The 22,567-nt window shown below is 49.7% G+C and carries 25 protein-coding genes and 1 tRNA gene; 13 read left to right on the forward strand and 13 right to left on the reverse strand.

The genetic code is table 11. From position 1 onward, the window contains the following. Nucleotides 1–380 (reverse strand): MBL fold metallo-hydrolase (locus OXG10_02035; protein ID MCY3826148.1); only part of this gene is annotated, 380 nt, incomplete at its 3' end. A 166-nt stretch (nt 381–546) separates the two neighbouring features. On the opposite strand from OXG10_02035, the gene serS reads away from it, so the two are divergent. After that, on the forward strand, nt 547–1,827 hold the full coding sequence (gene serS, locus OXG10_02040; GenBank protein MCY3826149.1) for a serine--tRNA ligase: 1,281 nt from the start codon (nt 547–549) through the stop codon (nt 1,825–1,827). Between the two features lie 12 nt (nt 1,828–1,839). Here the strand turns inward: serS and frr are convergent, their stop codons facing one another. Genes frr through rpsB form a run of 4 tightly spaced genes read right to left on the reverse strand, consistent with a single transcriptional unit; the run spans nt 1,840 to nt 4,684 of the window. Then, nucleotides 1,840–2,412 (reverse strand): ribosome recycling factor, encoded by a 573-nt coding sequence (frr, locus tag OXG10_02045; protein MCY3826150.1) that lies wholly within the window; start codon nt 2,410–2,412, stop codon nt 1,840–1,842. Further along, nucleotides 2,409–3,152: a UMP kinase gene (pyrH, locus tag OXG10_02050; protein MCY3826151.1), complete on the reverse strand. Its 744-nt coding sequence runs from the start codon at nt 3,150–3,152 to the stop codon at nt 2,409–2,411. The genes frr and pyrH overlap by 4 nt, the downstream gene beginning before the upstream one ends. Before the next feature lie 12 nt (nt 3,153–3,164). After that, a complete protein-coding gene (gene tsf / locus OXG10_02055) occupies nt 3,165–3,761 on the reverse strand; it encodes a translation elongation factor Ts (protein ID MCY3826152.1) in 597 nt (198 codons plus the stop codon). A 2-nt stretch (nt 3,762–3,763) separates the two neighbouring features. Continuing rightward, nucleotides 3,764–4,684, reverse strand: coding sequence for a 30S ribosomal protein S2 (gene rpsB, locus OXG10_02060; protein MCY3826153.1), 921 nt, complete (start codon nt 4,682–4,684; stop codon nt 3,764–3,766). 119 nt (nt 4,685–4,803) lie between these two features. Between rpsB and OXG10_02065 the strand changes: the two genes are divergently transcribed. From OXG10_02065 to rsmI, 8 genes are all read left to right on the forward strand, one after another. Next, entirely contained in the window at nt 4,804–5,685 is an 882-nt protein-coding gene (locus OXG10_02065; GenBank protein ID MCY3826154.1) for a diacylglycerol kinase family lipid kinase, read from the forward strand. 36 nt (nt 5,686–5,721) lie between these two features. Further along, entirely contained in the window at nt 5,722–6,450 is a 729-nt protein-coding gene (locus OXG10_02070) for a lysophospholipid acyltransferase family protein (GenBank protein ID MCY3826155.1), read from the forward strand. 99 nt (nt 6,451–6,549) lie between these two features. Beyond that, nucleotides 6,550–8,205, forward strand: coding sequence for a non-ribosomal peptide synthase (locus OXG10_02075; protein ID MCY3826156.1), 1,656 nt, complete (start codon nt 6,550–6,552; stop codon nt 8,203–8,205). A gap of 12 nt (nt 8,206–8,217) precedes the next feature. Continuing rightward, the gene (locus OXG10_02080; GenBank protein ID MCY3826157.1) at nt 8,218–9,126 is read left to right on the forward strand and encodes an NAD(P)-dependent oxidoreductase; all 909 of its coding nucleotides are present in this window, start codon (nt 8,218–8,220) and stop codon (nt 9,124–9,126) included. 12 nt (nt 9,127–9,138) lie between these two features. Then, a complete protein-coding gene (locus tag OXG10_02085; GenBank protein ID MCY3826158.1) occupies nt 9,139–10,140 on the forward strand; it encodes a YhdH/YhfP family quinone oxidoreductase in 1,002 nt (333 codons plus the stop codon). Between the two features lie 252 nt (nt 10,141–10,392). Next, entirely contained in the window at nt 10,393–10,776 is a 384-nt protein-coding gene (locus OXG10_02090; protein MCY3826159.1) for a DUF4399 domain-containing protein, read from the forward strand. Nucleotides 10,777–10,813: 37 nt separating this feature from the next. Next, a tRNA-Ser gene (locus OXG10_02095) sits at nt 10,814–10,896 on the forward strand. Between the two features lie 93 nt (nt 10,897–10,989). Beyond that, on the forward strand, nt 10,990–11,826 hold the full coding sequence (gene rsmI, locus OXG10_02100) for a 16S rRNA (cytidine(1402)-2'-O)-methyltransferase (GenBank protein ID MCY3826160.1): 837 nt from the start codon (nt 10,990–10,992) through the stop codon (nt 11,824–11,826). A gap of 5 nt (nt 11,827–11,831) precedes the next feature. Here the strand turns inward: rsmI and OXG10_02105 are convergent, their stop codons facing one another. The 5 genes from OXG10_02105 to OXG10_02125 all read right to left on the reverse strand — a co-directional run bounded on the left by OXG10_02105 (nt 11,832) and on the right by OXG10_02125 (nt 15,813). Further along, entirely contained in the window at nt 11,832–11,996 is a 165-nt protein-coding gene (locus OXG10_02105) for a hypothetical protein (protein MCY3826161.1), read from the reverse strand. 84 nt (nt 11,997–12,080) lie between these two features. Then, nucleotides 12,081–13,544, reverse strand: coding sequence for an Asp-tRNA(Asn)/Glu-tRNA(Gln) amidotransferase subunit GatA (gene gatA, locus OXG10_02110; GenBank protein MCY3826162.1), 1,464 nt, complete (start codon nt 13,542–13,544; stop codon nt 12,081–12,083). A 4-nt stretch (nt 13,545–13,548) separates the two neighbouring features. Then, the gene (gene gatC / locus OXG10_02115) at nt 13,549–13,845 is read right to left on the reverse strand and encodes an Asp-tRNA(Asn)/Glu-tRNA(Gln) amidotransferase subunit GatC (GenBank protein MCY3826163.1); all 297 of its coding nucleotides are present in this window, start codon (nt 13,843–13,845) and stop codon (nt 13,549–13,551) included. 38 nt (nt 13,846–13,883) lie between these two features. After that, nucleotides 13,884–14,843: a glutathione synthase gene (gene gshB, locus OXG10_02120; GenBank protein MCY3826164.1), complete on the reverse strand. Its 960-nt coding sequence runs from the start codon at nt 14,841–14,843 to the stop codon at nt 13,884–13,886. 97 nt (nt 14,844–14,940) lie between these two features. Then, entirely contained in the window at nt 14,941–15,813 is an 873-nt protein-coding gene (locus tag OXG10_02125) for an alpha/beta hydrolase (protein ID MCY3826165.1), read from the reverse strand. 348 nt (nt 15,814–16,161) lie between these two features. Between OXG10_02125 and OXG10_02130 the strand changes: the two genes are divergently transcribed. From OXG10_02130 to OXG10_02140, 3 genes are all read left to right on the forward strand, one after another. Beyond that, entirely contained in the window at nt 16,162–16,995 is an 834-nt protein-coding gene (locus OXG10_02130) for a hypothetical protein (protein ID MCY3826166.1), read from the forward strand. Between the two features lie 18 nt (nt 16,996–17,013). Beyond that, nucleotides 17,014–17,724 (forward strand): endonuclease V, encoded by a 711-nt coding sequence (locus tag OXG10_02135; GenBank protein MCY3826167.1) that lies wholly within the window; start codon nt 17,014–17,016, stop codon nt 17,722–17,724. 131 nt (nt 17,725–17,855) lie between these two features. Next, complete coding sequence (locus OXG10_02140) at nt 17,856–18,026, forward strand: hypothetical protein (protein MCY3826168.1); 171 nt, start codon at nt 17,856–17,858, stop codon at nt 18,024–18,026. A 125-nt stretch (nt 18,027–18,151) separates the two neighbouring features. On the opposite strand, the gene carA is transcribed toward OXG10_02140, so the two are convergent. Further along, entirely contained in the window at nt 18,152–19,279 is a 1,128-nt protein-coding gene (gene carA, locus OXG10_02145; GenBank protein MCY3826169.1) for a glutamine-hydrolyzing carbamoyl-phosphate synthase small subunit, read from the reverse strand. A 200-nt stretch (nt 19,280–19,479) separates the two neighbouring features. Here carA and OXG10_02150 point away from each other — a divergent pair, with 200 nt between their 5' ends. Next, nucleotides 19,480–21,267: a M3 family oligoendopeptidase gene (locus OXG10_02150; protein MCY3826170.1), complete on the forward strand. Its 1,788-nt coding sequence runs from the start codon at nt 19,480–19,482 to the stop codon at nt 21,265–21,267. Here OXG10_02150 and cyoE read toward each other — a convergent pair. Then, entirely contained in the window at nt 21,260–22,180 is a 921-nt protein-coding gene (gene cyoE, locus OXG10_02155) for a heme o synthase (protein MCY3826171.1), read from the reverse strand. The two genes, OXG10_02150 and cyoE, sit on opposite strands and share 8 nt — an antisense overlap. Nucleotides 22,181–22,182: 2 nt before the next feature. Next, on the reverse strand, nt 22,183–22,567 hold a 385-nt coding region (locus OXG10_02160), incomplete at its 5' end, for a COX15/CtaA family protein (GenBank protein MCY3826172.1).

Below are 22,567 nucleotides of genomic sequence, written 5' to 3' on the forward strand. Positions count from 1 at the left end.
CCGTCTTCCTCCTTCATGCTGCTGCTGTGCTGGGCGTGGGTCATTGTGAACCTTATTCCGTCTATGACCACGTTGCCTCCCTTGTTACACGGCATGCAGTTCTGAACTCCCTTTGAGCCCAGCCAGTCGCAGATCTCCCAGTTTGCCACCACTTTGGGATTATATTTGCTGCATAGAGGAATCACGTCGCTTATATGGTCAAAATGTCCGTGTGTGACTGCTATGATGTCAACGTGACCGACTTCACGGAGCTGTTCCGGGCACGAGGGGTTTCCCTCAATCCACGGGTCTATCATCACCGTTTTGCCGGCGGGCGATTTTACTGAGAAAGTGGAATGTCCAAAGTAGGTTATTTCTATTCCGTTATCCAGTATTTTCATTGCTTATTCCCTCTCCTGACGTTCTTTCAGCTTTATGTATCCGGTTATTAAACCCGAAAAGAACCTTTTGTGCAAAGTCTCGAGATGTTTGAAAATATCGGCTGTGAGTGTAAATTAGACACCTGACTTTTGCTTTTTTCAAGTTCTGCCGGAGCATGTGTTTTAGATGTTAGATCCCAAATTGATTGAGCGAAATATTGATCTTGTTGGCGAAAAACTCGCTACCCGCGGTTTTGAGACCGATCTCTCGGAGTTTACAGTACTGAACTCCCGCAGAAAAGAGATAATAAAAAGGGTTGAGACTCTGGAATACCAAAGAAACGAGGGCTCAAGAAAGGTGGGTACCCTTAAGAGGTCCGGAGATCAGCAGGGACTTTCAGAACTTCTGCCCGAACTGAAGGCTCTCTCGGAAGAGATAAAGGATCTTAACGAGAAGAAAGCGGAGGCGGAAGGGCTTCTCAGGGAGTTTCTCCTGACCGTTCCCAACATGCCCGACTCATCGGTTCCCGAGGGTCCGGACGACACGGCAAACGTCGAGATAAGAAAGTGGGGAGAACCGAGGGATTTCGACTTCGAAGTAAAGGACCACGTGTTGCTAGGAGCCGAGCTCGACATACTGGATCTTCCGAGGGCGACGAAGATCGCAGGTGCACGGTTTGCGCTTTACAAAAACGCGGGCGCGCGGCTTGAGAGAGCTCTTATAAACTTCATGCTCGATGTTCATACCAAGCAGCACGGGTACACAGAGGTTCTCACTCCCTTCGTAGCCAACACGGAGAGTCTTACTGGAACGGGAAATCTCCCCAAATTCGAGGAAGATCTTTTCAAGCTTAGCGATACGGACTATTACATGGTTCCCACTGCCGAGGTTCCCGTTACCAACATTCACCGCGACGAGATAATTCCCCCGGAGATGCTTCCGATTAAATACGTGGCTTACACTCCGTGTTTCAGAAAGGAAGCGGGTTCTTACGGGAAGGACGTGCACGGGATAATCAGGCAGCATCAGTTTAACAAGGTGGAGCTTGTACGCTTCGCCGACCCGGAGAACTCGTACGAGGAACTTGAAATGTTGACTGCTGACGCTGCCAAGATTCTTGAACTTTTGGGTATTCCCTACAGGGTTGTTCTTCTTTGCACGGGAGACATGGGATTTTCTTCCGCCAAGACTTATGATCTTGAAGTATGGGTGCCGAGCGAGGGCAGATACAGGGAAATATCGTCCTGCAGCAATTTTGAGGCGTTTCAGGCGAGGCGCGCCAACATAAGATACAGAAAATCAAAGGGGTCCAAGCCGGCCTATCTTCATACTCTTAATGGTTCCGGGGTGGCTGTGGGCAGGGCTCTGTTGGCGATCGTTGAGAACTTCCAGACCGAAGAGGGGACGGTGGAGATTCCCGAGGTTCTGGTCCCATATATGGATGGTGTCAGGGTTATCGGCCGGTAATCCGCGCGGTTCTCAGATTTCCAGTATTTCTTTTTCTTTCTTTTCAAGCAGGGCGTTTAGCCTGCTTATTCTCTCATCTGTCAGTTGCTGTATTTCGGAGAGGGCTTTTTTTATTTCATCTTCTGGAAGGTTCTCTGTTTTCCCAGCTTTCTTTATGAGGTTGTTTGCATCTTTTCTTATCTGCCTTACGGATACCCTGTGTTCTTCGGCGACTTTTCCCGTGTGCCTGACAAGTTCCTTTCTTCTCTGCTCCGTCAGGGGCGGTATGGCAAGCCTGATCGTGTTTCCGTCGACCGACGGAGTTATTCCGAGTTCGGACTGCGCGATTGCCTTTTGAATTTCCTCAACCGCACCCGGGTCCCAAGCCTGTATAAGTATGGTCGAACTATCGGGCACCGAAACATTGGCGAGTTGATTAATAGGTGTCTGGGCACCGAAGTAGGAAACTCTCATCGTGTCGACAAGAGCCGCTGACGCCCTGCCGGTCCTTATTCTGGAGAGTTCCTGATCGAAAACGCTTACTGTCTTGTCCATCCTGTCTTCGGCGTCAATATAAAGTTCTTCAACAGACAGTTCTTCGCTCATTGTTCCGTACCGCTCTTTACAATAGTACCTACTTTCTCTCCTCTTATAACTTTCTCTATGTTGCCTTTCTCAAAAAGATCGAACACCACTATGGGAATATTCCCCTCCATGCAAAGAGAGATTGAGGTTGCATCCATAACTTTCAACCCTTTCTTCAGAATTTCCATGTATGTGAGCTCGGTGAACTTCGAAGCATCTTTGTTTTTAACGGGATCCTTGTCATAAATGCCGTCAACTTTGGTTGCCTTCATTATGATGTCCGCTCCCATCTGCAGCGCTCTTAAGGTTGCGGCCGTGTCGGTCGTAAAAAACGGATTGCCTGTTCCCGAGGCGAATATGACTATTCTTCCCTTTTCAAGATGGCGTATGGCCCTTCTTTTGATAAAGGGTTCGGCAACCTGTTTTATTTCAAGCGCGGTCTGCACCCGCGTTGACATCCCTTTTCTTTCAAGAAAATCCTGCAGGGCAAGCGCGTTTATCACGGTTGCGAGCATTCCCATGTAGTCGGCCGTGGAACGGTCCATTCCCTTTGAAGAACTGGAAACACCTCTGAAGATATTTCCTCCACCTATGACTATGGCCGTTTCTACCCCGAGTGAGTAGATGCTTTTTATTTCTTCGGAGACGTATTCAATGACGTCGGAACTGATACCAAACTGGCCGGGACCCTGAAGAGCTTCTCCGCTGAGTTTCAGCAGTACTCTTTTATATTTCGGGATGGTTTTTTCAGAGGATCCCATTGTCCAGTTTTTTCATTCGCCCAGCTGGTATCTTACGAACCTTTTTACAACTATGTTTTCGCCGATTTTAGCTATCAGGTTGTTTACAAGGTCCATGACTTTCATCTTGGGATCTCTTATGTAGGGTTGCTCAAGAAGGCATATCTCCTCGAAAAACTTGTTTATTCTTCCCGCAACCATTTTTTCCGCTATATTCTCGGGTTTTCCCGATTCCATAGCTTCTGCCTTGAGAATCCGCCTTTCATCTTCTATTTCTTCTTCCGAAACCTCTTCCTTTCTTACGTAAGTCGGATTGTTTGCCGCTATCTGCATGGCGACTTCCCTGCAGAGGTTCTGAAACTCGTCGTTTCTGGCCACAAAATCCGTTTCGCAGTTAACCTCGAGCATTACGCCGATTTTGCCACCCGCGTGAACGTATGAGGATATGGTTCCCTGGTCGGTTTTTCTGGTAATTTTTTTAGAAGCTTTCGCGACGCCCTTTATCCTCAGGACCTCGGAAGCTTTTTCGAAGTCCCCGTCGGTTTCCACAAGCGCGTTCTTGCAGTCAAGAAAAGGAGCTCCTGTTTTTTCTCTTAGCTCCTTTACCATTGTTGCCTTGATTTCAGCCATTTTTAATCCTCTTTTTTATCTTCTGTATTCTCTGATATCTCTTTCTGTGCCCGAGCGTCTTCACTTTGCGAAGATTCGGAGATCGCTACGGAAACAAAGCTTTCCTCACTTTCATCGGATTCAGCTTCCTTGAAAACAAACACCTTCCTTTCTACCACTACGCCCTCAAGGCTGTCTTCTTTTACCTGTTCAACCTCTCCGCTCACCAGTTTCTCCTGGTATATGTGAGTTCCTTCAATGCAGGCGTCCGCTATTTTTGAGGTGAACAGCTTTATCGCCCTTATGGCGTCGTCATTACTCGGAATCGGATAATCCGCATTTGCGGGATCGCAGTTCGTGTCCACGATTGCTATAACCGGTATCGAGAGGTTTCTCGCTTCTTTTATGGCTATATGCTCTTTTTTTGTATCTACGACGAAAATAGCGTCGGGAGCCCGCCTCATAGTTACTATTCCACCCAGAAGCCCTTCGAGCTTTACTATCTCCCTTCTAAGGTTTTTCGCTTCCCTTTTCGGAAGCATTTCCATCTGCCCGTCTTCCTCAAGTTTTTTCAGTTCCAGCAGGTAATCAACCCTCGAACGTATCGTGTTGAAATTGGTAAGGGTTCCGCCCAGCCAGCGCGTGTTTATGTAGGGCATGTTGCATCGGACCGATTCTTCCTCAATTATTCCCCGGGCCTGTTTCTTGGTCCCCACCAGCAAAACGGTTCCTCCGTCCGCCACTGTGTTTTTCACGAAAGTATACGCCCTGTTAAAAAGCGTGACCGTCTGCTGAAGATCGATTATGTGAATGCCGTTTCTTGCTCCGAAGATAAAGGATTTCATTTTCGGGTTCCAGTGGCTTTTCTGGTGTCCGAAATGTACTCCCGCTTCAAGCAGGCTTTTCATGCTGAGTTTTTCGCTAGCTACGGCTTCTTCTGTCATTAATTATCCTCCGAATTCCTTTTGCAAATCAGGTTTTAATACCAGAAAAACAATTATTAATCAAGTTGTAGGGTATCATAATGTTCCGCAACCCCCGATTCCGGGAACAGGAAGACAAGATGAAATACCTTGTAATAGCAAATCCCAAGGCGGGTACAAAAGCGCTTGGCCCAACGCTTGAGCAGATTCGCAGCGCTTTTGAAGCAAGAGAAATTATTTGCGATGTGAGATCTACGCAATTCCCCGGGCACGCTGCTGAGATCGCCGCGGAAGGGCTTCGTGAAGGCTTTACCCACATGATTTCTCTTGGAGGAGACGGTACGTCAAGTGAGATCGTGAGTTCGATTCACGGAACCGAAGCTGTCTTGGGAATTGTTCCGGGCGGCAGCGGGAACGATTTCTCGAAGGCGGCCGGTATTCCCCTTGATACGCAGGCGGCGGTCGACAATATCTTTTCCGGCCGGACGAGAAAAGCCGATCTGGCTTTTGTTGACGGAAAATGTTTTATAAACGGTTTCGGGGTCGGGATGGACGGGGCCGTGGCGCATGCTTTCGGGGAGCTGGGCCTCAGGCGCTTCGGTTCCTTCGGTTACATTGTTGGAGCGGTGGTCGAGGCGTTCCGGTTCCAGGGTTTTTTCTCCGAGATGGATGGAGAGGTCGGCGCCGCGGGCGGAAAACTGCTTCTCTTCGGCGCTTCAAACGGCCCTTTTCAGGGTGGAAAGTTCAACCTGGCTCCCAGGGCTGACATATTCGACGGATATCTTGATATTCATATAATAAGTGACATGAGTCCTGTGGGGAGGCTTTTTAAGATACAGAAGGTGCTTAAGGGTCGCCATGAGGGACTTCGAGAGGTCAGTATTATAAGGGCGAAGGAACTGCGGTTCGAAACCTTTACCGATCTTCCGGCTCACATGGACGGAGAGACCTTCCTCCTTCGTTCCGGAAAACATGATATACGGATTGGGGAGCAGGCAGTGAACATTATAGTTCCCGCGTAGGCCAGGAAACTCTTTTCGCGACGCGGCTGAGTATCAATGATGAGGAAAATAAGGAGCATTGTGGCGATAATTCTCTCGTCCCTGTTTACGGCATTCTGGGGCAGCGTGGGGATTGTGATGTCACTTCTCGCCTTAGGGCATCTTATAAAGTGCTCCGTTCGGCCTTGGGGGAAAACAGTTCTTTGGTCATGCGGAGTGCGGCTTGACGTAAAAGGCGCTGAAAATTTCCCGCAGGCTCCTTTCATAGTGATGTTCAACCACCAGAGCTCTCTCGACATACCCGTTTTTTCCGCGGTGCTGCCTTTCGAATGGAGGGCGGTCATGAAGAATGAAGTCGCCTCGATTCCCTTTATCGGCTGGGTGTGCTCACTTAGCGGACAGTACTTCGTTGCGAGGGACGGTTCGGTTGGAGATACGAACAGAGTCCGGGAAATCGTAAGGAAAATAAGAAACGGGCCTTCAGTGATTATTGCCCCAGAGGGCACGAGAAGCGAGGATGGAGAGCTTCTTCCCTTTAAGCAGGGCGGTTTTTTTATGGCTTCGCTTTCAAGGGTGCCGGTTGTGCCGATGATCATATGGGGGGGCAAGGATATAAGGAAAAAGGGTTCCTACGAACTTAATACCAACACAGATATTGTGGTCAGGATCCTTCCTCCTATAGATACCGCAAGCTTTCCGAAGGGAAAAGAGGGTGGAGAGAAGCTTGAAGGTGTAGTCCGTGAAGAGATGCTTCGCGAGATTGAAAAAATCCGTAGCAATCGTTAAACTCTAGGTTGCCCGGATCTGGTTGGAACTTTCGTTTGCTCTGTTTTGTTTGCCCCTGTACCTGTGCTCTGATACGGGTTGCGTGAGGTTGTCTTTTCTATGAACGATCATAAGGGAATTGCGGATTTGGATCTGCGGACCATAACGGCGCTTGCCGGAATGCCGAAGATAAAGAACCTGGTTAATCCCAAAGACCCGACCGAGATGTCGGTGCGTGTTATCGTAACCTTCAAGCCGCTTCCGAAAAATTACCCGGACACCGAGATAAACGCTTACCGGGAAAGGCTCAGGAACTCGCTTCTTAGCAACGGGGTCAACGTTATTTCCTGGGATGACGCGACAACGGAGGACGCATCTTACGGGGCATTCTCAAAGCTCATGGGGCTTAGGTCCGTGAGGAGGAAGGTAAACGCCGTAATAGACGTTAAAAAGAAGCTGTCTCCGCTCAGATGGCTCCTGAGCAAGGTAGCCGAGAATGTCTACAGGATTGTCAGGAAGGACAGTCTGTCGGTAAGCAGCATACTGAAGATAAGCGGATGGGCGGACGATTTCACCGTCGGCTATCTCCAGGATCCCTATAACACCCAGGTTATCACGATAATGTCCCTTGACCCGGAGTTTGAGAATGAGGATACGACCTATGAAAGAAAAATCTCCCTGGGCCTGAAAAACCTGATAAACAACATGTCGGAGATTGTTATAGGGGTTTCCCGCAGGAATTTCGCGATAATAAACATGAATCTCTCCGATTCCATATACGCCCATGACCAGCTTGATGATTTCGTGCTCTATTCGCTTATTCCGAAGATATACGCCCCTATAAAGCCACCGGTTCTGACGCGTTTTTCCGTAAGCGAGTACGACCCGCAGGAATTTGAATACGCCAAGAAGCTGTCTGCCCTGGGTGCGGACCTAAAGAGCACCGACCTTTTTCCCGCGGGGTCAAAATTTGTAGATGCGATAAAGCGCCTGTCGCACAGGGATGTGGCGAACAAGATACTTGACGGTAGAACCGGAGTTTCGTACGGATTCATAGCGCTTGCCGAGCCTCCGGGATACGATGGGGACAAATATATTGATGAGAATATGTGGAATTCCCTGCAGGAGATTCCGAGTTACAATCCCGACGAGGTAAGAGCGGCCTCGAACGACAGGTGGTATGTCAGAACCCTTATGGGAGGCAGGACGGTGTACCAGCAGGTTCCGGACATATGGATTGTCACTTCAAGATCAGGATGCGACAAGACGAACCTGAATCCGGATTCGGATATAGTCAGAATCGGCCTTGTGAAGGGAAAGCTTCATCTCGAAATACCCAGGGGAGTCGATCTGGGAAGAAAAGACATAAGGCCGTCTTTTGATACTTACGTGATACTCTCCCAGGCGCTTTCCTCCGCTCTCTACGCCCCTTCTCTTATTGAGAAGGAGATGTCCATTCTGCATTTTCACGGCTACCCCGACCCATGCTGGTTCGGCGTGAGCGAACATCACGCCGGAGCCCGGAATCCCTCTCTTCCCTGTGGCACCGTGGAGGCTGCTCTTCTCAACTATTCCGCGGTTTATGAAACCGCAACCAAAAACGGCAGCGATATAAAGCTTCTGTGCCTTGTCGAGTCAGACCACGGGGTTAACGTTATCGGTCCTGACAGGGAATATCTCGTGCAAAGGCTCCTTGCCGGTTCAAACGAGGGTCACATAATCCTTGGCGGGAAATACCTTCCCATGCTTAAGCGGCAAAGCGTCGCATCGCAATAGTTCTCAGCGCAAATGAGTGGAATAAGTCCTGGACAGAGTTCGATAGGTTGGATAGGAACGGGGATCATGGGTGCGCCCATGTGCGGGCACCTCGTTTGTGCCGGGTACCGCGTTTTTGTTTTCAACAGGACAAGGGAAAAGGCGGGAGAGCTGCTGAGTGAAGGCGCTATCTGGTGTGACTCGCCCGCCGAGGTTGCCCGCCAGGCCGATGTTATCTTTACCATTGTCGGTTACCCGGATGACGTAAGAGAGGTGTATTTCGGTCGCTATGGCCTTCTGATTGAGTCCGAGCCCGGTCGCATCTTCATTGACATGACCACGACCGAACCGACCCTTGCAATAGAGATATACGAAAAGGCGCTTGGGTTCGGCTGCTCTTCTTTGGACTCTCCGGTTTCCGGGGGAGACGTGGGAGCCGTGAAGGGAGAGCTTTCAATAATGGTTGGAGGGGACGGGGAAGTTTTTGATTCGGTGAAACCGCTTCTGGGGCTCCTGGGAAAAAACATCGTGTACCAGGGAAAAGCGGGTTCAGGTCAGCACGCGAAGATGTGCAACCAGATCACGGTAGCTGGGGTAATGATAGGAATCTGCGAGAATTTGATCTATTGCCGGAAGGCGGGGCTGGACCCCCATACCATGCTTCGCTCCGTGGGGAGTGGCGCGGCCTCGAGCTGGCTTCTCAGCAACCTCGGTCCCAGGATAATGGACGGGGATTTCGACCCGGGCTTTTTCGTGGAACACTTTATAAAAGACATGGAGATCGCTCTCGGGGAATCGCAACGGATGGGAATTGATCTTCCGGGGCTTGCGCTTGTTAAATCCCTTTACGAAAGGGCGAGCGAGCTTGGGCACGGGAGGCTCGGAACGCAGGCGCTTTTACTTGCGCTTGAGGATCTCTGCGGAGATGAAAACCGCAACTGAAGGAGGTTTTAGATGAGTTCTGATGATTTCAAGGCGATGGTTGTAAGCAGGGATGAAGATGGAGAATTCACGAGGGAAATCACGACCAGAGAAATAGGCAGTCTCCCAGACGGGGATGTGCTCCTAAACGTAAAATATTCATCCCTCAACTACAAGGATGCTCTCTCGGCCATAGGAAACAGGGGCGTTACTAGGAATTACCCTCATACGCCCGGCGTTGACGCCGCCGGTGTAGTCCAGCGTTCAGAAGACGAGGAGTTTCAGCCCGGAGACAAGGTTATAGTGCATGGTTACGACTTGGGAATGGATACCTCCGGAGGATTCGGACAATACGTGAGGGTTCCGGCTGACTGGGTGGTTAACCTGCCTGCGGGACTTGATCTGAAAGAGTCGATGATGTACGGGACCGCGGGTTTTACGGCGGCACAGTCAGTGTTAAGAATCGTGGAGGGCGGAGTAAGCCCTGAAGACGGAAAGATTCTCGTAACCGGGGCGACGGGAGGGGTAGGTAGCATGGCCGTCGCTATTCTCGGAAAAGCCGGTTACAGCGTGACGGCTTCGACGGGAAAAGCGGAGCAGAAACAGTTCCTGGAGGACTTGGGAGCAGAGGAAGTAATCGGGAGAGAGGATTTAACTGACCCTTCGGGCAGGCTGCTGCTTAAGGGACAGTGGGCCGGGGTGGTCGATACCGTGGGCGGAGAGATGCTTGCCACCGCTATTAAGTCCACGAGACAAAGAGGAGTTGTGACTACGTGCGGCAATGTGGCTTCCCATGAACTCAACACGAATGTCTATCCGTTCATATTGAGGGGAGTTACGCTTGCGGGCATAGATTCTGCAAGCTGCCCGATGGGAAGAAGGCGGCTTGTATGGGAAAAGATATCCGGCGAATGGAAGATCGATATTCTTGAGCGGACCTGCAGAACGGTCTCCCTCGAAGATCTTGACCCTGAAATAGACGTTATACTTAAGGGCGGCCAGGTTGGAAGAGTGGTAGTTGATCTCTGGAATTAGAAATCTTATGGTCCCGGGTTAGGCCCATCATAGCGCGCCGCTCAGAGTTCTGCCCCAATATCTCTTGGAATTGGTTCTGTTTCTTTGACTCCGGTCAGTCTTTCTCCACCTTTCCGGACATTTTAATGAAGTGGCGATTCTGAAAAAAACATGTACTTTAGATAAACAATCGTTTTCATGGTTAAGGTTTCCAAGATGATAGTAATCAGGACATTTTTCTTGCTTCTCATAGCCGTGGCCGTGTCATGGAATATGGCTTTTGCGGAAGAGTATTTTTCCGAATCTCCTCCGGGCGCCAAGGTGTACATCATTTCTCCGAAAGACGGAGAAGTTGTCAGCAAGACCTTTGCCGTGAGATTTGGGCTTGTGAACATGGGGGTCGCTCCGGCCGGGGTCAAGGTTCCAAATACCGGGCATCACCATCTGTTAATCGATCTTGGAAATCTGCCGGACATGGAAAAACCTCTTGCTTTCAGCGAGAACGTAAGGCACTTCGGAGGTGGGCAGACGGAAACGGAGATAACCCTTGCTCCCGGGAAGCATACACTGCGTTTGCTGCTGGGTAATTATTTGCACATACCTCATAAACCTCCCGTGCTTTCGGAGAGAATAACTATTACCGTGAAAGATCAGTGAAGTGCGTCTGGTTTATCTGTATAATCTGACTTTTGCCGGAGGGCTGGCAGAACGGCTATTGCACCGGTCTTGAAAACCGGCGTCCGAAAGGACTTGGGGGTTCGAATCCCTCGCCCTCCGCGGCAATCTGTGGGAAACAGGTCTTCTTATCTTGGGGAGTAGGGCGCACATACAGCACGTTTTTTAATGCCCGGATATTTGCCGAATAACAGTATGTTTGGAAAGCTCTTCGTAGTCTCTACCCCGATAGGAAATCTTGAAGACATAACTTTGCGGGCTGTAACCGTTCTTAAGGATTGCGACGTTATAGCGTGCGAGGATACGAGAAACACAAAAAAACTCCTTACCCGGTACGGGATCGAAACCCCTCTCACGAGCTATCATGAACATAATGAAGTTGAAAAATCGCCCAAGCTGCTTGAAAGACTCAAAGACGGCAAAGATGTGGCGCTGGTTTCTGATGCCGGAACTCCTTCAGTTTCCGACCCCGGGTGGAGGCTTGTAAATCTCTCAATTGAAAACAATATAGAAGTAGTACCCATACCCGGTCCTTCGGCTGTCCTCTCCGCGCTTGTTGTTTCGGGGCTTCCCACAGACAGTTTTCTTTTTCTCGGTTTTTTTCCGAAGACCATAGGCAAGAAGAAAGAGCTTCTAAAGGAGGTAAAATCCTACCCATACACCATGGTTTTTTACGAGTCCGCCAGAAGACTTTCACGCACCTTGAGTCTTATGCTGGAAATTCTCGGCGACAGGAATATCTGCATTGCTAGGGAAATGACAAAACTTTACGAAGAGGTAATCCGGGGATCAGTTTCGGAGGTGATATCGATTCTTTCAAAGAAAGAATCGATTAAGGGGGAAGTGACAATTGTTTTAGGGGGCAGCGGGAAAGGGCGAGGAGAGATCTCAACAGAAGAAGTGCAAAGGACGCTTCGCGCAATGAAAGAGAGCGGAACCGCTCTCAGTGATGCAGTACGCACGGTCTGCGAATCCTCTGGGGCGTTGAAGAACAGCGTATACAGGATCGCCCTCGAAATCTGGGAAGGATAGGATTACTATTCTTTTGAACGCTTATCGGCTATTGAACCGCCTACCTGCACCTGCTTTTCCATCTTTGATTTCTTGCCCACGGCCTCAGCCTGAATGTTCGACTTGCATGACTCGCATATGAAATCGGGAGAAGGCTTGCCACATACGGTACACTTTTTTTCTTTGCTCATAACCCGCCCTCCTGTACCGGGAAAAGAAGCTTCATATTTTCGATAATAACATATTTTTGGGCCGAGGTGTATCCCGGGTTGCGATTATCCAAGAGGGGACACTTCTTTTTTGTACCACTTCGTGCTTTGCTCGTAAGCGTACGCGACATTGAGCACTGTCTGCTCGTCAAATGGCTTTCCCATTATCTGAAGCCCTATCGGAAGCTTTTCTGAACTGAATCCGCAGGGGACTGATATTCCGGGGAGTCCTGCTATGTTGCAGGGAATGGTAAGTATGTCGGATAGGTACATTTTAAGGGGATCGTCTGTTTTTTCACCTATTCTGAAAGCGGTTTCAGGAGAAGTGGCGCTCGCTATCACGTCAACTTTTTCCCAGGCGCTGTCAAAATCCCTTATTATAAGGGTTCTTGCCTTCTGGGCTTTCAAGTAATAAGCGTCATAGTAGCCTGTGGAAAGGGCGTAGGTTCCAAGCATTATTCTTCTCTTCACTTCGTCTCCGAATCCTTCCGAGCGGCTTCTGAAAAACAGGTCCCTCAGGGTTTCCGCATTTTCGCAGCGGTATGTGTATCTTACTCCGTCGTATCTTGCCAGATTCGAACTTGCTTCCGAGGGGGCTATTATATAGTAGGTCGAAACCGCGTAGCGGGAGTGAGGAAGCGAAATCTCCACAATTTCCGCTCCCAGGGTTTCAAGTTCGGCGATAGCTTTACGGACGGATTTTTCCACTTCGGGGTCCATCCCAGAGATGAAGTATTCCTTCGGTATGCCTATCCGCAGCCCCTTTATATCCGTACTGAGCGCACTTGCGTAATCAGCGGTCGGAAGGTTTACGGATGTTGAGTCCATCGGGTCATGGCCCGCTATGGAAGAGAGGATTATAGCCGCGTCCTCAACGGTTTTCGCAAGCGGCCCCGCCTGATCGAGGGAGGAAGCGAATGCGATCATGCCGTAGCGGCTTACCCTTCCGTAGGTGGGTTTCATTCCCACTACTCCGCAGAGGGAACCGGGCTGTCTTATGGAACCCCCGGTGTCTGTTCCGACCGACGCGATGCACAGATTTGCAGCCGTGGCAGCGGCACTGCCTCCGCTTGATCCTCCCGGAACCCTGTCGGTGTCCCAGGGGTTTTTTACCGGTCCGAAGTAAGATGTTTCGTTTGAAGATCCCATGGCGAACTCGTCCATGTTGTTTTTCCCGAGCACTACGGAACCGCTTGCCATGAGTTTTTCGGCCACGGTGGAATTATAGGGAGCGACGAAATCCCGCAGCATTTTTGACCCGCAGGTGGTACGCGAGTCCTTTGTCACGAAAATATCCTTAAGCGCTATTGGGACTCCATGGAGAGGGCCCAGATAGTTTCCTTCGGATATCTGTTTTTCCGCTTTTCTGGCGGCCTCCAAGGCCGCTTCTTTCCAGACGGTGATGTAAGAGTTTATTTTTGCGTCCTCGGAGGATATGCGCTCGAGAAAAAGTTCGGCGAGTTCCACCGGGGAAGCCTCTCTTTTTTCTATTAACGCTGCTGCTTCCTTTATGGTTCTTGGAATGGACATTGGGTCAGCTCTGGTCCTCTATGACTTTTGGAACCGTGAAGAAATCGTTTTCTTTGCTGGGTGCGTTGCTAAGGGCGTCTTCAGCCGTTATTAGCTGATTTACCTCGTCTTTTCGGAAAGGAGTTGAGAGTTCAAGCACATGCGATGTGGGTTCCACGTTTTTCGTGTCAAGCTCGGCAAGCTCATCTATATGGATGAGGATGTCCCCGAGCTGACGGGTGAACTTCGAAAGCGTCTCGTCATCAAACTCGAGCCTTGCAAGCTCGGCCGTGTTAAGCACATCTTCTTTGGATATTTTCATTGTTAGAGTCCTGTGTTAGCTTCCTGCCCAGGAATTTTCTAAAGGCTCTCTGGAGTCCCGGGGATAATACTCTCAGCAAAATCGACTATCTGCGATTCAAGCTTTACCCCGCTGAAAAAATTTATTTCCTGAACGCATGTCGGGCTAGTGGTGTTGACTTCGGTCAGATACCCTCCGACTATGTCGATTCCGACCAGATAGAGCCTGTCCTCTAATAGTTTCTGTCTGAGGCCGTCGCATATTTCCAGGTCCCTTTCCGTAAGAGTGGTTTTCTCGGGATGTCCTCCGGAGTGGAAATTGCTTCTGAATTCTCCCTTTGCGGCTACCCTCATCACGGCTCCTATGGGCTGGCCGTTTAGAATTATAACCCTTTTGTCTCCTTGCGAAACCTCTTTTATGAATTTCTGGGCCATCACGTAGGTCCGCCCGAAGTCGGTTATGTTCTCGAGTATAACGTTGAGGTTAGGATCATCGGCCCTTACGAGAAAAATTCCCTCCCCGCCGTAACCGTCAAGCGGTTTTACCACAATTACGTTACCGGTTTCGTAAAGAAACCCCTTTAGCTTTTCGATGTCTTTTGAAACCAGGGTAGGGGGTATGTAGTCGGCGAAATTAAGGCTATACATTTTCTCGTTAGACTCCCTTATTCCGGCCGGATGGTTGATCACGTGAGTTGCGGACTCGTCAACCCTGCTTAGTATGTAGGTTGAGTAGACATAGTCCATGTTGAAGGGAGGATCTTTCCTCATCCATACGATGTCGAAGTCGTCAAGCGGAGAACTTTCCGTGGAACCCTTCGAGTAGTAATCGCTTTTTCTCTCAAGGCGAAGTTTAGTTGAATCCGCCCATGCCCTCGAGTCCCTGACGAAAAGATCTTTGAGTTCGCAGTAGCGGACTTCATGTCTCCTTGCCTGGCATTCAAGCATTATGACGAAGGTAGTGTCCTTATTTATGTTTATGGATTCGATCGGATCCATTACGAAAAGCATTTTCGACATGGTGATACTCTATACAAAATAGCGTTGGCGGACAATATGCCGGCGGGGATTCTCCCGAGGGAATCAGGCCCGGCTAAACCGGTTTGGGGAAATTCCGTTATCCGAAAAATGACAGCAGTTCCGCTGAGGTCTCTTCGGGTTTTTCCTCTGGGACAAAATGGCCGCAGTCAAGCGGTTTTCCCGAAACGCTGAGCGCTTTTTTTCTCCATACGTCAAGCACGTCGTAAGTTCTGTGAATGAACCCCCTTCCACCCCAAAGGGCAAGAAGCGGACACGTTATCTTGGCATCCATATTTTCTTCGTCGTGAACAATATCTATGGAAGCCGCGGCCCTGTAGTCTTCGCAGCTCGCGTGGATTGCCCGCGGGTCGCTGAAACAGCGCACGTACTCTTTTACTGTCTCGGGATGAAATTTCGCACCGGGGGCGCTCCAGCGTCTGAGTTTTTCAAGAAGGTAGTACTCTGGATCAGCCCCTATCATTTTCTCCGGAAGTCCGTCGGGCTGGATAAGGAAAAACCAGTGATAGTAACCCGTGGAGAAGTGCTTGTCCGCGGTCTTGAACATGTGGTGGGTAGGGGCTATATCCATGACGCAGGCCTTTAGGACTTTTTCAGGGTGATCAAGACACATGCGGTGAAGCACCCTGCCTCCCCTATCGTGTCCCGCGGCGTAGAATTCACTAAAACCTAGAGCTTCCATCACCGAGACCATATCCGCTGCCATAGTTCTTTTTGAATAGTTTGAGTGATCTTTTTCCCCGGCAGGTTTAGAGCTGTCTCCATATCCTCGGAGATCAGGGCACACGACCAGAAAATTCGAGGCGAGCGTACGTGCTACTGCATGCCACATGACGTGCGTCTGTGGGTAGCCATGGAGGAGAAGGAGAGGTTTTCCTTTTCCTCCCCAGGCGGTGTTTATCTCGACTTCGGGAGTCTGGATCTTTTGCTTTCTGAAGTTTTTGCCGAACACGTTTTCGTGTATTCTAACCGAACGTAATCTTTTTCCTCAAAACCACGGGAGTGAAACCATAATTAAATACAAGGGGTATGTTGTAGTGATTGAATTTGACAATTCCGTAGGACGTTTTCACAGAAGAGTTATTAACAGCGGAAGTTATCCAGTTTCCTCTTTTGAAGCGACTGATGTTGGGGGAATTCAGAAAGAATTTCGTCGTTCGATTAACGAATATATTGCTTCATGTAAAGAAGACGGGTCAGAACCCGTAAAGCCTTTCCAGATCCCAGCTTAAAGTGATAAAAACAACAGAGAGCAATTCTTCAACTTCTAAAAATGTCTAGCGCAGCACAAATAGTAAAAATGATTGCCGATGACTTCTACGGCAATCACCTCGATCTGTCTGAAAGAGGTATAGAGCCCCACGACCTATGGTCACAAATGCCGGAGGAGAAACTTGCTGAAGACCTAAGAGCTTCGGGCGAGTCCGAGCGCACCGTGCGGCTGTTTCTTACCTTCGTTTCCGCAGTGGACCGCATGCGAGAGGCAAACAGTTTGTGGCAATCATCGGCGAAGCTTTTCATGTCACATCCGGAACTCTTTGAGCCCGCTGAGGTGGTAAAAATTCCCCTAGAGATTCTTAAGTCACTTCTGAGTGAGAGCGGAGTAAGCAAGTACCATACGCAGGACTCAGAAGCTTGGCACGTTATCTCCGCCAGTCTTGCTGTGGGGGATAGTCCGATTCGCCGCGTAATAGACAGTGGCCTTGGAGACTCTTTGGAATTACTGAAAGCGCTTAGGAGTAGGGATAAGACGGGTCGCTCCAGGTTTCCGCTTCTTCGTGGTCCGAAAATAGGAGCGATGTGGGTTCGGATCATGGCGGACCCGGGTGGAGCTGAAATAGAGCGCATAGAAAGGATTCCCGTAGCGGTGGATGTTCAGGTTCGCCGCGCGACGGAGAATCTGGGAATTGCGAACACGCGAGGACTTAAGCTTAGAAAAGCAAAGCCGATAATCCAGAATGCCTGCTACAAAGCGGTTGCCAAGACCGACATAGGGGGGCCGGACCGGATTGCGGGAACAAGTGCGGCGCTTGATCCAGTGCTATGGTTCTATGGCAAATACGGTTGCAGCTATTGCGAAAAGTCAGGCAGGAGAATCCCTATAAGTCGTGCCTGTGGCAACTGTCAGTTTTAGTATTGTTATTCTACTTCCATGCAACATAAAGGCGACTTGATAAAAGACCTTGAAATACTCTATTCCGCAAAACCTACTCCTGTAAGAGAAGCTTTTCGTATTCAGAAAGAGCTTTCCCGAAGGGTTGTACAAACTCCTGATCCGAAGCCTATTAGCACGATTGCCGGCGTCGATATCGCTATCTGCGTCAAGGAGAGAAAACTTGTCTGCGGAATGATTCTTTTTTCCTATCCTGAGCTGGAGGAGATCGAAAGGGTATGGGCTGTCTCGGATGAAGTATTTCCCTATGTTCCCGGGCTTCTGGGTTTCAGGGAGGCGCCTTGCGTCATAAGGACTTTCGACAAGCTTCGTGAGCACTGTGACATGATTATGGTAGACGGACACGGACTTGCTCATCCAAGGGGCTTCGGGCTTGCCTGTCATGTCGGAGTTCTGCTCGATATTCCGGCGATAGGCGTCGCAAAGAAATGTCTTTACGGGACTTTCAGCGAACCGGGTCCTAAGAAGGGTGAAAGAGAGTTAATAAGAGGCAGGGACCGTGAGGTCATTGGCGCAGCTTTGAGAACCAGAGATGGTGTTAAACCGGTTTTTGTGTCTATTGGGAACAGAACTGATCTCTATACCGCTATTGTGGTTGCCCTTGAGTGCTCGCGCGGTCTTAGGATTCCCGAACCTACAAGGCTTGCAGACAAGTATGTAGGGTTGCTTAAAAGAGAGGTGTATGGATAAATTGACCGCATGCCCCTAAGTGGACACGTGAACCGATACCGTTTCTGCGATGATTAGTTCTCATCGAAGTGACGCGGGTAATGAGAGTATCCGGTCGGTTAAACTCATATCGTTCTAGGGAGGAAGAGAATATGCAGGAACAGAAGATAAAGGCCCCTTCGGATATATATGCCCATCTGTACAAGTTACTCAACGCAAAAATGAAAGAGGAAAGACTTGAAGGACTTGATGAGAAAGCGGAACTTACCTTGCGGACGATAGAATTTCTTGAGAGACATCTGGAAAGAGAAGAAATGAGGTAATACGTTAGGGAACGAAAACTAGATGAGCAGTTCTGCGGACCAGCGTATTGTGAATTTCAATAGATCTATTGAATCTTGGAATGCTAGGTATCTGTGGCTCCTGAACGACTATGCAACCTGAGTACTTACGCTGAAAAATCTTCCATCATCTCGATGAAGTCTCTGAAAAGATAAGAGGAGTCATGCGGCCCCGGCGAGGCTTCGGGGTGATACTGGACGCAGGAGAGGGGGTAGTCCTTGTGTTTCAGCCCCTCGACTGTCTGGTCGTTCAGATTTATGTGAGAGACGGCGACATTGCTTTTAAGCGAATCGGGGTCCACTGCAAAGCCGTGATTCTGCGAAGTTATTTCCACCTTTCCGGTCGCAAGATTCTTGACCGGTTGGTTTCCTCCGCGATGTCCGAATTTTAGCTTGAAGGTTTTTCCTCCAAGAGCGAGACCCAAGATCTGGTGCCCTAGGCAGATCCCGAAAATGGGTTTTTTCCCGATAAGTTTTTTTACATTCTTCGAGGCGTATTTAACCGCGGCCGGGTCCCCGGGTCCGTTTGAGAGAAAAATCCCGTCGGGGTCGATAGCCAGTATGTCTTTAGAGTCCGTTTTCGACGGAAAAACCGTTGTTTCACATCCAAGATCGTGAAGCTCTCTGAGTATATTTCTCTTTATTCCGAAGTCGTAGACGGCGACTTTGAATTTTCTGGAGGGTTCAGAGCTTTTGTCCCTGTTGTGGCGCCACTTTCCCGTTCCCTCGTCCCATGCGTAAGGCTGCGCGCAGCTTACTTCCGTTACTAGGTCGCGTCCAACTATTCCCGGCGAGGAGTCGACTTTCTCGGCAAGAGCCTCAGGGCTTGTCTCTACGGTTGATATAATTCCCTTTATCGCTCCACCGATTCGTATGATCCTCGTAAGTTCCCTGGTGTCGATTCCCTGTATGCCGGGTATTCCATGTCTTGAGAGAAAACTGTCGAGGCTCTCTTTCGATCTCCAGTTGCTCGGGTGATCCCAGTATTCCTTTACGACGAAACCGCTTAGGTGAGGTTTCTCTGATTCGAAATCCTCGGGGTTGATTCCGTAGTTGCCTATCTCTGGGTAGGTCATTACGATTATCTGACCGTTATAGGAAGGATCCGTGAGTATTTCCTGGTAACCTGTTAAGGAGGTATTGAAAACAACTTCGCCGGCTGCCTCTTCTTGGGCTCCGAAGCTTGTGCCTTCAAATACTTTTCCGCCTTCAAGCGCTAGGTAAGCTTTTTTCATTGTTCAGGGGGTTAAAATATATATGCCTGTGCTAATGTCAAATCTTCCTTCCCCGCGGAGACTGACACGAGGTGTTCCAAAGTGCTTTCAGCGAAAACCCGACTTATTCCAATTAGCAAATTCTGTTGTATTATTTCTGGTCTTAAGGAGCGATTACATCCGGAAGCTTGCCGCTTTTGATGTAGCACGAAAATACCGATATGAATTGGGACCTCACTACTTATTTCCCCGAATTTCAGGGAGTTGAATATAAAGAGTTCAAAGAGAATCTCTCTGGAGGTATAAAGAGTCTTGACGAGAAGGCCTCGGCTTCTGAACCTCTTTGCGGAGAAAACCTTGCGTTCTGGAAAGATGTCTTCTTGGAAACGGAGAGGCTGATAAGCCAATATTCCCATATACGTTCCTACGTGGGATGTCTCAGCGCTTCGGATTCCAACAGGGAGGATTATCTGCGCGAGGAAGCGGCGATTTCCCTTCTCGGTTCGGATCTCGAGAAGCTTGAGGTCCAGCTGCAAAGAGCGCTTCGGGGTGCCGACGAAGATCTGCTTTTCGAGTTCGTCTCTTTCCCGGATATCGAGTCGGCTTCCTATTATGTGAGGCGCGTTTGGCGAAATTCCCGGTTCATCATGTCCGCTCCGAAGGAAATTCTGGCCTCGGAGCTCGGAGTCGACGGGATAAGCGCCTGGGGGCGGATCTACGATACCGTGTCTTCCAAGATGACGTTTGAGATGGTTTACCCCGAAGGGACGAAGAAAAGGCTTCCCATGTCCCAGAGAAGATCGCTTATGGAAAGTCCTGACAGAGAGATAAGAAAGGCCGCTTTTTCCGGGGGCAACGAGGCTTGGGAGGATTTTGAAGATGTGGCCGCCGGTGCCATAAACGCCATATCAGGAACCAGGCACACGCTCTACAGGCACAGGGAAATCGATCATTTCCTCGACGTAGCCCTCTTTGATGCGGCGATATCTAGACAGACTCTGGATTCCATGATGGAGGCAATACGGGAGACAGTCGAACTTCCAAGGAACATCCTTAGGCTCAAGGCCGAGACGCTGGGGCTCGACGGAATATCGTGGTACGATCTGGGAGCCCCAATGAATCTTGGCAAAACTGGCGGGGTTGGCTGGAGCGGTGCGAAATCCATGGTTTCCGATTCCTTTTCGGCTGCCTACGGCCGCCTCGGCGGTTTTTTTGACCACATATGCCGCAGCGAGTGGATAGACTGGGAAGTAAGGGAAGGAAAAAGACCCGGGGGATTCTGCACGGGTTCTCTTCTCACCGGGGAGTCAAGGATATTCATGACTTATAACGGCGGGGTAGGCGACATACTCACCCTCGCTCACGAGGCGGGCCATGCCTTTCATTCTCACGTGATGAGGGAACTTCGTCCCTATGCGCAGTTCTACCCCATGACGCTTGCCGAAACCGCCTCAACTTTCGGGGAAATGCTGCTTGCCGAAGGGCTGCTGCGAGATCCCTCAACGAGCGTTGAGGACAAGGTGCTTGTGAGGGACGCGGAAGTAAACCACGGGGCCATATATCTTCTGGACATCCCCGTCAGGTATGAGTTCGAAAGAAAGCTCTACGAACGGCGTGCCGAGGGGGAACTGACCGTGAGCGAGCTAAAGGAACTTATGACCGAGACCCAGAAGGAGATCTTCGGAGACGTGCTTTTGGAATGCGACCCGTTCTTCTGGGCCTCGAAGCTTCATTTTTACATAACGGGCGTCAGTTTCTATAATTTCCCCTACACTTTCGGTTACCTGCTGAGCAGGGCGCTTTTCGAGAAATTCAGGCAGCATGGGGAGGAATTTATTCCGGTTTACGAGGAGTTTCTCGCTCTCACCGGCTCGGACGATGCGGAAGGGGCGGTGAAAAGGTCAATCGGGGATGATATAACGAACAAGGATTTCTGGAAAGAGGCGATTGTTACCCTATCACGGCCGCTCGAGGAGCTCAAAGAACTTCTCCCCTCGGTTGCTACATAAGATTCCCGATAACCCTTTCCACGGGGGAGAGCGACTTAACCAGTATGTCAACTACTATGCCTAGCATTATGAGAAGCATGTAGATGATTGAAGCCGAGAAAGCCTTTCCGTAACCACGGTTGGCGAAAACGCTTTTTACCACCAGGTAGTTAAAGTATATTCCGGCTACCGCGGCGAAAGCCGCGAAATAGACGGTGTTTGTTCCTGTGAGCCAGAGGATGAAAGTCAGGGGTATCAGGGAGAGGGAGTAGATGAGTATCAGTATGTTGGTGTACTTTGTGCCCAAGGCTACGGGAAGAACGTTTATCCCGGCTTTTTCATAATCCTTTCTGTATTTCTGCGCGAGCACCCAGAAGTGGGGAGGCTGCCAGAGCATCATGAATATGAATACTATCATTGCGTCGAGTTGCAGGGCGGGTTTTATGGCGGTGTAGCCTATAAGCACGGGAAGGGCGCCCGGCACTCCCCCGAGCACGGTACCGAAAGGGGAGGTTCTTTTAAGGAAAAGTGTGTAAATAAGAGTGTAGCTTAGAATTGCGAGGAGAATAAGTGCCGCGTTTACATAATTGAAGTAAGAAAGCGAGATGAAGAGAGCAACGGCCATCATGAGTATCGAGATTACCCACGCATTTTTGTCTCCAAGAACTCTCAGGGCCTCCACCCTTTTGTTAAGACGGGTCATCTGCTTGTCGATTTTCTTGTCGAGCAGGTTATTCAGAATTGCCGCTCCGCCGGCGCTAAGAAGAAGAGAGACGACGCATAGAAAAACCGTCTGCAAGGAGGGAAAGGCCCGGTTGGCCACCACCATTCCCGCAAGGCCCGTAAACGCCACGCTCATTATTATTCCGGGCTTAGAGAGGATAACGGCGGAAACCGCCATGTTTCCCACTGATTTTTTCTGCGCTTCACTCATTGCTAAAAAGTTTTTTCGGCGACGGTGCCTTTACTTATATACCCGAACCAAGTGAGAAGGCAGAGGGAAAGTATCAGAAGACCGATTGCGAGATGAACGGCGGTGACGTAAAAGAGAAGCTTTGAGGTTACGACCACAATTCCAAGTCCGATCTGAAGGAAAAGCAGGGCGACTGCTCGAGACATGTTTTTTCGGGCTTCCTTGAATCTTTCGGATTTTCTGGAGAGAATCAGCACGAAGATAAATACCAACGTAAGCAGGTAAGCGACTGCCCTGTGCGTAAAGTGAGCCAGCACCTTGCCCGAGAGTTCTGGCGGAATCCAGTAGCCTAAACACGTGGGAAAATCAGGGCACGCAAGTCCCGCTTCTAGGTGTCTTACGTAGGCT

This window comes from Candidatus Dadabacteria bacterium (assembly GCA_026706695.1).
Classification (GTDB): Bacteria; Desulfobacterota_D; UBA1144; order Nemesobacterales; family Nemesobacteraceae; genus Nemesobacter.